This window comes from Bradyrhizobium valentinum (assembly GCF_001440405.1).
In the GTDB taxonomy this organism is placed as follows: Bacteria; Pseudomonadota; Alphaproteobacteria; order Rhizobiales; family Xanthobacteraceae; genus Bradyrhizobium; species Bradyrhizobium valentinum.
Window position 1 is genome coordinate 1 of record NZ_LLXX01000041.1, and the last position, 10,848, is coordinate 10,848.

At 62.6% G+C, this 10,848-nt stretch carries 12 protein-coding genes and 1 pseudogene; 9 read left to right on the forward strand and 4 right to left on the reverse strand.

Annotated features, from left to right (window positions below):
- From CP49_RS07655 to CP49_RS07670, 4 genes and pseudogenes are all read left to right on the forward strand, one after another.
- Positions 1-233: pseudogene (locus CP49_RS07655) on the forward strand (flagellar biosynthetic protein FliO); the annotation flags it as partial.
- Complete coding sequence (gene fliP, locus CP49_RS07660; RefSeq protein ID WP_057849686.1) at positions 230-985, forward strand: flagellar type III secretion system pore protein FliP; 756 nt, start codon at positions 230-232, stop codon at positions 983-985. The pseudogene CP49_RS07655 and the gene fliP, both read left to right, overlap by 4 nt.
- A gap of 227 nt (positions 986-1,212) precedes the next feature.
- Positions 1,213-2,193 (forward strand): GGDEF domain-containing protein, encoded by a 981-nt coding sequence (locus CP49_RS07665; protein WP_057849695.1) that lies wholly within the window; start codon positions 1,213-1,215, stop codon positions 2,191-2,193.
- A gap of 169 nt (positions 2,194-2,362) precedes the next feature.
- The gene (locus CP49_RS07670) at positions 2,363-2,698 is read left to right on the forward strand and encodes a copper-binding protein (RefSeq protein ID WP_057849696.1); all 336 of its coding nucleotides are present in this window, start codon (positions 2,363-2,365) and stop codon (positions 2,696-2,698) included.
- Positions 2,699-2,842: 144 nt separating this feature from the next.
- Here CP49_RS07670 and CP49_RS07675 read toward each other — a convergent pair whose 3' ends face one another.
- Complete coding sequence (locus CP49_RS07675) at positions 2,843-3,064, reverse strand: hypothetical protein (RefSeq protein ID WP_057900695.1); 222 nt, start codon at positions 3,062-3,064, stop codon at positions 2,843-2,845.
- Positions 3,065-3,328: 264 nt separating this feature from the next.
- Here CP49_RS07675 and CP49_RS07680 point away from each other — a divergent pair, with 264 nt between their 5' ends.
- Together CP49_RS07680 and CP49_RS07685 are read left to right on the forward strand one after the other, a co-directional pair.
- Complete coding sequence (locus CP49_RS07680) at positions 3,329-3,589, forward strand: hypothetical protein (protein WP_057849688.1); 261 nt, start codon at positions 3,329-3,331, stop codon at positions 3,587-3,589.
- Between the two features lie 150 nt (positions 3,590-3,739).
- Positions 3,740-5,134: an FAD-binding oxidoreductase gene (locus CP49_RS07685; RefSeq protein ID WP_057849689.1), complete on the forward strand. Its 1,395-nt coding sequence runs from the start codon at positions 3,740-3,742 to the stop codon at positions 5,132-5,134.
- Positions 5,135-5,180: 46 nt separating this feature from the next.
- On the opposite strand, the gene CP49_RS07690 is transcribed toward CP49_RS07685, so the two are convergent.
- Entirely contained in the window at positions 5,181-5,417 is a 237-nt protein-coding gene (locus CP49_RS07690) for a hypothetical protein (RefSeq protein ID WP_057849690.1), read from the reverse strand.
- A 225-nt stretch (positions 5,418-5,642) separates the two neighbouring features.
- On the opposite strand from CP49_RS07690, the gene CP49_RS07695 reads away from it, so the two are divergent.
- From CP49_RS07695 to CP49_RS07705, 3 genes are read left to right on the forward strand one after another with little or no spacing between them, the layout of a single operon-like run.
- Positions 5,643-6,104 (forward strand): hypothetical protein, encoded by a 462-nt coding sequence (locus tag CP49_RS07695; RefSeq protein ID WP_057849691.1) that lies wholly within the window; start codon positions 5,643-5,645, stop codon positions 6,102-6,104.
- Positions 6,101-6,775: a winged helix-turn-helix transcriptional regulator gene (locus CP49_RS07700; RefSeq protein ID WP_057849692.1), complete on the forward strand. Its 675-nt coding sequence runs from the start codon at positions 6,101-6,103 to the stop codon at positions 6,773-6,775. The genes CP49_RS07695 and CP49_RS07700 overlap by 4 nt, the downstream gene beginning before the upstream one ends.
- A 39-nt stretch (positions 6,776-6,814) precedes the next feature.
- Positions 6,815-7,105, forward strand: a complete 291-nt coding sequence (locus CP49_RS07705) for a YciI family protein (protein ID WP_197423035.1) — start codon at positions 6,815-6,817, stop codon at positions 7,103-7,105.
- Between the two features lie 12 nt (positions 7,106-7,117).
- Here the strand turns inward: CP49_RS07705 and CP49_RS42360 are convergent, their stop codons facing one another.
- Together CP49_RS42360 and CP49_RS45790 are read right to left on the reverse strand one after the other, a co-directional pair.
- Positions 7,118-7,453 carry a DUF1488 family protein gene (locus CP49_RS42360; protein WP_082645901.1) on the reverse strand — a complete coding sequence of 112 codons (336 nt, stop codon included), beginning with the start codon at positions 7,451-7,453 and terminating at the stop codon, positions 7,118-7,120.
- 92 nt (positions 7,454-7,545) lie between these two features.
- Positions 7,546-10,848, reverse strand: a 3,303-nt coding sequence (locus tag CP49_RS45790) for a tetratricopeptide repeat protein (RefSeq protein WP_197423036.1), incomplete at its 5' end; no start/stop codon positions are given.

Genomic DNA, 10,848 nt, shown 5'->3' on the forward strand with positions numbered 1-10,848 from the left:
CGCCCGCGCCGTCGAGCGCCGACCAAAATCTCGCCGAGATGGCGCAGCGGCTGGAAGCCGCCCTGCGCCGCCCAGCCGAACCGGTAGCGCCGCCGGTTGCGCCGGAGACGCCGCCCGCCCGTACTTCCCGCAGCGATCCCCCCGCTCCCGCAGCCGCCCCGCAGAAGAGCGGCTTCGAAAATCTCGAAGACGAGATGGCGTCATTGCTGGGCCGTCCGAAGAACCCTTCGTGAGGCCGGCGACTTCTCCGCGTAGAGTTTTATTTTTCTTAATCCTGACCGCCGCCGGATCGCTCGCCGATCCGGCGCTGGCGCAGGACATCAGCATCAATCTCGGCCAGGGCGGCGGCGGCGTCACCGAGCGCGCGATCCAGTTGATCGCGCTGTTGACGGTGCTGTCGATCGCGCCCTCGATCCTGATCATGATGACGTCGTTCACGCGGATCGTCGTCGTGCTGTCACTGCTGCGCACCGCATTGGGCACCGCGACCGCCCCACCCAATTCCGTGATCATTGCGCTCGCGATGTTCCTGACCGCGTTCGTGATGGGCCCCGTCCTGCAGAGATCCTATGACGACGGCATCAAGCCCCTGGTGGCCAACCAGATCGGGGTCGAGGAAGCGCTGCAAAAGGCTTCGGTGCCGCTGCGTGGCTTCATGCAGAAAAATGTTCGCGAAAAGGATCTGAAGCTGTTCGTGGACCTCTCCGGCGAGCCGCCGCCGGCAGCGCCGGAAGACCTGTCGCTGCGGATTCTGGTCCCGGCCTTCATGATTTCCGAACTGAAGCGCGCCTTCGAGATCGGTTTCCTGCTGTTTCTCCCCTTCCTGATCATCGATCTCGTGGTCGCATCCGTCCTGATGTCGATGGGTATGATGATGCTGCCCCCGGTCGTCGTGTCGCTGCCGTTCAAGTTGATCTTTTTCGTGCTGGTCGATGGCTGGTCGCTGGTGGCGGGGAGCCTGGTGCAGAGCTATGGCGGCAGCTAGTGGCTGGTCCTCCGGGTTCCACGCGCGAATAGGTCAATATTAGTTACGTATTTGCTGCGGAGTTTCCGAGGGAATTTAAGGTCAGATTAGTTCCTTCGTGCACAATGGATGCCAGGGAAACAATTTTTGTAGCAAAAGCATCACCGGGTCAAACGATGGCAGGGCAGCCGATCGGCGATATGGACGTAGAATACGCAACGACAATTGCCGACCGGGCTATTCGGTTGATGTCGCAGCAGTCCGTTCCCGCCACCCCGACCAATTTCGCCGTCTGGTTCGAATATGCCCTCGGCGGCTCGCTGGCGCTGCGAAAGACCATCGACATTCTGATCGCGGGCAAGCGCAAATTCGACGCGGCAACCAACCATCAACTCTATGTCACCTATGTGGCGCAGGCGGGTACCGATCCGTTCGGCGACCTTCCCGATCAATTGAGCGGGCTGATCGAGACCGCGCAGCAATTCCTCAACACTGCCGTCACAGACAACCGCAGCCACATCGAGGCGCTCGGTGAAGTATCCTCCGAGGCCGCGGGTACCGGCGATCCCCGGACGATCATTGCAAAACTGGTTGATGAATTGTCAAAGGCGACGGCCCGGGCCGCCAAGCTGGAGGCGAATTTCGCCGCCACGTCGGAGGAACTGGACAGCATCCGCGACTCGCTCAAAGCGGCCGAGCAACGCTCCAACACCGACGCGCTGACCGGGCTAGCCAACCGGCACTCGATGGATGAATTTCTCCGCCTCGCCCAGATCGCGGCGATGGAAAAGGACGAGCCGCTCAGCGTTTTCCTGATCGACATCGATCACTTCAAGAAATTCAACGACGATTACGGCCATCAGGTCGGCGACCAGGTGCTTCGACTGGTCGCAAAGGTCTTGCAAGAAGGTGTTCGCGAGGTGGATCTCGCAGCCCGTTACGGCGGCGAGGAATTGATCGCGGTGCTTCCGGGCGCCGATCTCGAGGATTGTACGTCGGTCGCCGAGCGCATTCGCCGCCGCATTGCAGAAGCGAAATTGACCCGCCGCGCAACCGGCAAGGAGATCGGCAGCATCACGGTTTCGATCGGGGTGGCGCAATTCCGCCTCGCCGAATCCGCGGACGCCATGATCGAGCGCTGCGACCGCGGGCTTTATCAAGCCAAGCGGCTCGGCCGCAACCGCACGGTGACGGAAACCGAACTCGAGCCCGAGGCCGGCGCGGCCTAGAGCTTCATCGTTCATCGATTCTGATCGAATCAGGACCGCGCCTTCATCCCTTTGTCATTTGCGGAATTGCCCTAATTCGCAGGGAAGAAAAAGCCGCAATCCCGCTCCGGCATGGAACAAAAGCCGCAATCTCGGCTTATCGCAGATGCCCTACAGCCGGGAGTATTTCATGAAAATCGCAGGGATGATTATGGCTGCCACCGCGGCCCTCAGCATCGCCGGGACGTCGGCTCTTGCCCAGCAAATGCGGACTGGAATGGTGACCAGAATAGATCGGATCAGCGGCACTATCTCCATCAAGGATATGCCTGATGGCACCACCGGCGCGAACACCGGCGCCGCGACCGAGGAATTCAAAATCCAGGATGGCGCGCGGCTGAACGCCTTGCACGCAGGCGACAGGGTTACCTTCGACGTGAGCGACACGGCGGGGACCAAGACCATCACGAAGATCGACAGGGCGGAGGCGGTCACGAAGATCGACAAGAAGAACGACAAGAAGTGAGACATTTCTGAAGCGCCATCCGCCTGGTGATGTCTCGCTTCGATTGGAGAAAGGCGAGGCCCGGAATGCCCCTGGAGGCCGGGCCTCTAATCGGAACTGCCCCATCCGAAACAACGGGCCGCTCGGGACCAGAATCACTCTAGGCTAACGCGGCGGCGATCGCTCGAGCGAAGCGCGAATTTCAGCGGCCGCCTCGTCGCAATACTCGTTCAACTTCTGGAATCGTTGCTGCAGCGCCCTGAGTTTTACGGCGCGCTTCGCCGGCCCTTCCCGGTCAATATTGAATCTGTCGGCGGGCGACGGACGAGACTCCGCGGCCGCCAGCGCCGCTCGCATCGATGTGTCGTGACCGTTGGTGGAAGACATTTCTGCACGCCTCACAAATTGGAATCCGGCCGGATTCGATCCGGTGGAATTTCCGTGTGGTCACGCGCTGGCCTTGTGAGTTTGCACCGTACAGTGTGTTGCTTGGATGCCCGGGCAGGGTCGATTTAGTGGCAAAAAACGGATGCTTGCGGCGGATGAGTGGCACGACCTCGTAGTCTTACGGACTTTCTGTCCACGATTAGGATGCAATCGGCAACCACTATTGCCGAATTGAGTCGTTTGTTGCTTCAGCGATAGTTCGATATGCCTGTCCAGCCTTCAGAGACCGCTCTGCCGCCGCGCTGCGAGATCTGCGGCGCAGGTACGGCCCAGATCGGAAAGCTGCCCCGGATCGGACTGCGCCCGCTCGTTTACGTCTACAAGTGCGACGTCTGCAACCAGATCACATCGGTTGAGCCTGAGCGGCAGGACAGCCCCACCATCAGCCCTACCGTCACCCCGCCGATGCCGAAGTCGCGCATCAAGAAGCCCCCGCACAGAATTCCCCGGCGACAGCCGCACTGATCGCCGCTGACGGCACCGGCCGATGGATGCCGGCTTCAGAGCCGCCTTTCCAGTTCGGAAAAAGCCGCGGTTGCGGCCGGACCGGGTTTCATCTCGGGAATGCCGCATGTATAGCTTCGAGCAAACTCCGCATTAAGAAGAGGCAGGGGCATGTCCGAGGGCTTCATCGACGAACTGCGCAGCGCACTCGACAAGGGCGCGGTACTATCAGGCGGCGACATCGACGCGCGCTATCATCACGATATCGCCGGAAATCCGGTGCCGAAACCGCGCGCCGTCGTCCGCCCGCGAACGACGGAGGATGTCTCCCGCCTGCTGCGGCTCTGTCACCGCGAAGGCGTCCCCGTTACGACGCAAGGCGGCATGACCGGGCTGGTCCGCGGCGCGCTGCCGAATGCGAACGAAATCGTGTTGTCGATGGAGCGGATGAACAGCGTTGAAGAGGTCGACGCCTCCGCCGGCGTCGCCATCGCGCAAGCCGGTACGCCGCTGCAAAAGCTCCAGGAGCGGGTCGAGCAGGATGGCCTGATGTTTCCGCTCGATCTCGGCGCGCGCGGCAGTTGCACTATCGGCGGCAACATCTCGACCAATGCCGGCGGCAACCGCGTCATCCGCTACGGCATGACGCGTGACCTGATCCTCGGCCTCGAAGTCGTCACCGCCGACGGCACCGTGCTCAAGGGCCTGCGCAAATACATCAAGAACAACACCGGCATCGACTTAAAGCAGCTTTTCATCGGCAGCGAGGGCATCCTCGGCGTCGTGACGCGCGCTGCGCTACGCGTCTTTCCCGCACCGGTGGAACGGCAGGTGGCACTGTGCGCATTGCCCTCGTTCGGGCAGGTCACGACATTCCTGAGGATGGCGCGGGAAAGTCTCGGCGGCGAACTGACCGCATTCGAAGTGATGTGGAATGCCTATTACCGCCTCACCGTCGAGCGCGTGAAGGGCGTGGCCGGGCCGCTGCCGACCCATCACCCCTTCTACGTTCTGCTGGAGGCTTCCGGCAGCAACCCCGAGCGTATCCATGCCGATCTCGAGAAACTGCTTGAGACGGCAATGGGCGACAACCTGATCCTCGACGCCACGCTCTCGACCTCCAATGCATCCGCCGCTGCGATCTGGCGCATCCGCGATTCCAGCGTCGAGCTGGGCCGCACCTTCCCTTACACCGCCCGCGTCGGCTTCGATGTCAGCCTCGCCATCGGCCGGATGGAGGAATATGCCGACACGATCGGATCGCGGGTCAGAGCCATTGATCCCCAGGCGTTTGCGATCGTGTTCGGGCATGCCGGCGATGGCAATTTGCACGTCAACGTGCATCACGAGAAGACGCCCGACAAGCACGATGAATTCGAGAGGCTCGTTTACGACATCACGGGTGAATTCGGCGGCTCGATCTCGGCCGAACACGGCATCGGCATCCTCAAGCGGCCCTACCTGAAAATGAGCCGCACCGAAGAGGAAATCGAAACCATGCGCACGCTCAAGCGCGCGCTCGATCCAAAGAACATTTTGAACCCGGGACGAATTTTTACGGTGTGAAGGCGTTTAGAGCAGTCAAGCCCAGCCGGTCGCTCGCAGCTTCCACTCACTCCCTGAAGTCATACTGCTTGCAGAGGTGGTCGCCGATCTGGACCAGCATGGCGACACATTCAGGATAGCCGGGTTTGGCGATGGTGGCGTCATCAGCCTGGGCACGGAATTCCCAGCTATCGCCATCGCGAAGCACGGAGATGACGATGCCGTCGGGGCAATCGGCGTGAACCTTCAATTCGGCCCGTGCCATCGCGATCAGTTCAGCTTCCGTCTTGGCTAGCTTGCTCATGTAACGGCTTCCCCCGGCTATAAGTTTCCCCGCAGGTTGCCGTCTCGAGCGGCATCTGTCGAGGGCTAACGGAACGCCGCGCCATCTCGTCGCGCGACCCATGGGGCCGTTGCTTTTTTGCGGCCCTACGAGATGACGAAGGGCCGATCCGTCAGCGCAAGTTGACTCCATTTTTTGTAGTAGATACTATAATTTTTGTATCATGTAAAATTGGGAGGCGCATCGATGACGACAATCGCATCCGACACCACCTACCCGAGCGCCCGTCATTTCTGGCTTGGCATGGCGGCCTACATCGTCCCCACCTTCCCCGTCGCCTTTGTCTGGCATCTCGTCCTGTTCGAGCAACGCTATCAAGCGCTCGGCATCTACCGCGCCGATCCCATCATTCCTTTCGGATTGGCCTCGATGATCATTCAGGCCGGCATTTTCTCGTGGGTTTTTCCCCGCCTGTTTCCGCGGGATCGCAATTCCATCCTCAAAAGCGGACTGCTGTTTGGGTTGGCGGCGGGCCTGTTGTCCTGGTCGTTCACCACGCTTGCAGTCGCCGCAAAACATCCGATGTCGTCGATCACGGATTACGTTGTCCTCGAATCCGCCTTCACGCTTGTGCAGTTCCTGATCGTGGGCCCCTTGATGGCCCTCGCCCATCGAACTTCGGGGATCGACCGAACAATGGTCTCATGAGCAAACTCCACTACCCGCAATTCTGCGCGCTCGCCCGCGCAGCCGAACTCATCGGCGAGCGGTGGACATTGCTGATCATCCGAGAGCTGTTGCTGGGACCGAAGCGTTTTGGCGATCTGCTGGATCACCTCGATGGAATGAGCCCCACTTTGCTCGCCTCGCGCCTGACCGAATTGATCGACAGCAACATCGTTCGCAAGATCACATTGCCCAGGCCGGTCAACGCGCAGCTCTATGAATTGACCGAGATCGGCCGCGAGATCCAGCCGGCGATCCGGGAATTGATCCGCTGGGGCGGCCGCTTCCTGTTTCCGCCCGTTCCGGGCGACACGTTCGAGCCGGATTGGGTGCTGCTGGGTCTCGATGCCATCGCCAAGCGCACGCCCGTCCCAGAGGTAAACATCGGTCTCGTCGTCAGCCATGGAAGCAAATCGGCGCCTTTCACAATCGCCGGAGGCTTGGTCGGAACGACGATCCGGAGGGGCCTGGCGCCCTGCAAGGGATCGCTGGAAGCCCCGTTCGACGCGGTACTTCAGATCATCGGCAAGAGTGTATCCCTCGAAGAAGCGGTGGCATCGCAGCGTGCGAAAGTCCGGGGATCGACCACACTGGTTCGCAAGCTGCCGCAGTTATTCGATCTGGCCGAACGCCGGCGGGCTTCGGCGGAATAAAGCTGAAAGTGAAGTCATCACAACGGCATGGAGGCAGTCATGAAGAAATTCGTTTTGCTGCATTACGGGTTTGAGAAACCGACCCCGGATATCATGGCGGCCTGGGGCAAATGGTTCGAGACGTTCAAAGACAATATCGTCGACAACATCGGCCCATTCGTCGGCGGCCGAGAAATCTCGAAAGCAGGCAGCAAGGAATTGCCGTTAGAACGTGACTCGATTACCGGGTTCACCATCATGCGTGCGGGCAGCCTGGATGAGGCTGAGGAGATGGCGCAAAGCAACCCCTACATATCGAGCATCAGGATCTACGAAGTGATGTCGCGATAGCGTTGCAGCTTTTCAGCCCATCTGCTGATGGGCCGCCGGTTCATTCGACGGCCCTGATGTGCCCCGTGAGGGAGCGCCTTTGATGTGTTTGGTAAAGATACGGACGACCTGACCTTTGACGACCGGCCCGCGGTCAAACAGGTCGGAAGCGATCCTCTCCACCGCGTCCCGCAGGGCCACGAATTGCGCCTGCCTCGCGATGCTCTCGGTGCCCCTGACGCCTCCGAGTTCATCCATAGCGGCATCGCTGATCTGGCATTCGACCGTCTCGCCGTCGTTCAGCATAGTGAACTTGAACGCGAGGCGTTCGTTGTCGTGTCCAACAATTCGGTCCCGGGTCAACGGCATCAGGGAAGTGGCTCAAGAAGACTGAAGAAAGACGTTGGGTCTCCCTAATGCGCCAACTCGTCAAAAGTTGGCCGAACCTGCGGCCGAATCCGCTACTTGGCCTGCTTCGTCAGTTCGATCCGCCTGATGCGGGCGGTCGCGGGCAAGGCGCCAGTGTGGACCGGCTCGGCCCCGGACATTTCCGGCGACAGCGGCGCGCGGGCGGTGGCGTCCGGGAAGCGGATCTTCATTTCGCGGATGAAGCCGTCGAGTGTATCGACGCTGGCGGCCATCTTGGCGATCAGGGCGAATTCGGCGCTGTTGGAAGCGGCCGGCTTGCTCGCGGTCTCGAACGCGAGCCGGTCGGCCTCGCCGGTCATCAGGGGCGCGTATTTCTCGCGGAAACGGGCCAGGCCGATCGCGTCGCCGGCCAGCGCATAGCCGACCACGGCGCGGATCACGTCGCTCTTCTCGGCGGCGCTCAGCGGTTTGAAATCCCGCCAGCGGTCGGCGTGGTACAGTTCGATCTGTTCGGACGCCTCCCGCCACTGCCGCGACGCCCAATAGATGTCGGAGCGCAGCCGGATCGCTTCGCGGCCGGTGAGGTTTGAGATGATATCGAGCGCGAGGTCGTGGCGACCGATGTCGCTCTGCGCGCGGGCCTCCAGCAGCAGCCGCTGCTGCCGCAGTTCGCCGGATAGATCGGCGATCCGCGTCAAGCGCAGCGCCATGATCGCCCGGTCCGGCTTGCGGTTGGTCAGGTAGACCATGGCAAGGCGCGCCGCCACCTGCGCGCGCGCGGCTCCCTCCAGCCGCTTGTCGACCTGGTACTGCAGCAGTTCTGCGGCCTGGTCGAGCAGGTCGACAGCGGCTAGCCGGTCGGCGAGACGCCGGATCATCTCGTCGCCGCGCCGGCCGATCGGCGTCAATTCGCGATACTCGTAGAACATGGCGAGCGCGTCGACCGGCTTCATGTCGTCGCCCTTCGAGCCGAGAAAGAGCTCCGCGAACAACGCGGACGCCGCGTCCTGGCCCTGCCGCGACGGTTCGGAGTTCGGCTGCAGCTTCGTCGCGGTCTTGGCGGCGGCCAGCGAGTGGGCGTAGCGACCGCTTTCGGCGTAGATCTGGACCAGCTTGTTCAACGTTCTCAACTCGATCGCGTCGCCGCGCCAGACGACGGACAACGTCTCCAGTTCGCGGAGCAACTCGGCCTGGGCGAGTTCTCCGCGCTTGTGCCGCAGCAGGACCTCCAGCAGCGTCGCCTCCGCCGATGCCTGCCGGTCGCGAGACTGCGCCGCGAATTTGTAGGCGTCGAGCGCGTCCTTGTCGTGTCCCAGCGCCTCGGCGAGGCGCCCGCGCAGCACCGCGATCTCGGGCTTCATCTCGTGGGGAATGCCGATCACGTCGAGTTCGCTGTGCCGCCGCGAGGCACCGGCATAATCCTTCACCTCGAGCGCGGCCCGCATCGCATCCGCAGTGACGATGCGCTGCAGTTCCAGCGGCAGCGCGGCGATCGAGAATTCGGCATTCTTGAACTTTTCACGCGCGTCCGCCCATTTTTCCTGACGGGCGAACGCGAACCCCTTCCACAATTGGGAATCGTAGCCGTTGCCGACCGCCGGATTGGCAAGGTCCTTGAGCCCTCGCTCGGGATGACCGATCAGGATGCTGGCGACCGCATGCACCATCAACACGTTGGCCTCTTCGCTCCCCTCGCTGGTCTCGGAGAGGATGAGGTTGGTCACCCCTCTCGCCTCCTGATACATCCCGCGCGACATGTAGAAATTGGCAAGCTCGAGGCGGGCTTGCGTCTTTTGCCCAGGCGCCGCGGCGGCCGCAGCCTTGATCAGCACATCCAGCCGCGGGAGAAATTTTTCTTCCCGGTTCTTGCGCCATTCGTTGGCGTCGAACAGCGGCCTCACCGCCGCGGTGGCGCGTTCGGCCGCGACATCGGCCGATGACAGCGTCAATCCGCCGGGCCGGCCGAGCACTACCTTGTCAGCGCCGACCTCGGCGTTGATGTCGTCGGAGTTCGGATGCACCACCACGCCATGCACGGATTCCAGCAGCGACAGCTCGACGAAATCCTGCCGCTTGATGAGGCCGCGAGTCGGCGGCGGCGCGGTGACGACCAATAGCGTATCGCCGGCGTCGGGATCGACCAGACGGTGCATCACGCCGGGATTGGCCAGCGGCACGGTGACACTGGCGAGCGCGGGATCAGTAATGTTTCGCAGCACCATCAGCGGCAACGGCGGCGTATGGCCGCGGTCGGCGAAGGTCAGCGTCCATTCGGCGCCGTTGGCGCGGCCTTCGCTTTCGAGCGAAGGGATCTGCGGCCGGTTGAGACGGATGCGGACGGCCTGGCCCTTTTCCAGCGGCAGCCGGCTGACATCGCCTATGATGGCGCCGCCCTTGGCGCGGATCGGTTCGATATCGATTGGCTTGGTCTGGTCGAACACCAGCCACACCGTATCGGCGCGGCGGAACAGCGCAGCCGGGGTGGGCGCGGCAAAAGAGAACGTCACGCGCAGGCCGTCGCTGTCACGCCTCGCCTCGACAGTGGCTGCCTTGTCCCTGGCGCCGCTTTCGGGCGGCGGACCAGAGGCCGCCGGTGCTGCCTTCTTCGGCGGCTCCGCGGGAGGTGGAGCCTCTTTGGCCGTCACGGCCTTCGCAGCTTCCGCAGCGACAGCCTGGATCTGCTCGACGGGCTGGTCCGCTTTGGCAGCTTCCGCCGGAGACGATGGTTTCTCCGGCACCGCCGCCATCTTCTCGGGCGCAGCGGCCGCGTTGTCATGGGCCGGCGGCGCCTTGTTGGCCGCAGGCGTTGCGGCCACGGCCGGCGCTTCGGCCATCTGCGCGGGCTTGATCTCGATCCTGGCTTGTTCGGCAATCATCTCCGAGGTGACGGGCGGAATTTCCGCCGGCGGCGATTCCTTCGAGGCCTTGTCGCGCGAAAGCCGCGAGGCAGGCCCCGGCTTGGCCGGTACGACCGGCTTGGCCGCGGCATGCGGCTCGGCCAACGCGGGCTTTTCCGCCTGCTGGAAGGCGACATCGATCACATAGTTCTTTTCCTCGCGGAAGGAATGCACGTCGACCTCGCCGATCAGCACGATGTCGACTGCGGAGGAGTCGACGTCGGCCCGCTGATTGATCGAGGCGATGTTCGGCGGCGCCGCCACCTTCGCATCCGCCAGGTCGAAATTGAGTACGCTGTTGAACTGCAGCGTCAGCCTCTGTTCGTTCAGCACCGACGACACGTTGACGCCGTCGGGCATCTCGAACACGAAGCGGACGAAGGTCGGCTGCACCGAGGCGCGGACCCGCACCGGCGGCCGCTTCTTCGGGGCTGCTACCGCCATCTGCGCGCGCAGCGCCCGCTCGGCGGCGCGTGCCCGCTCCGCCAATTCGCGCAC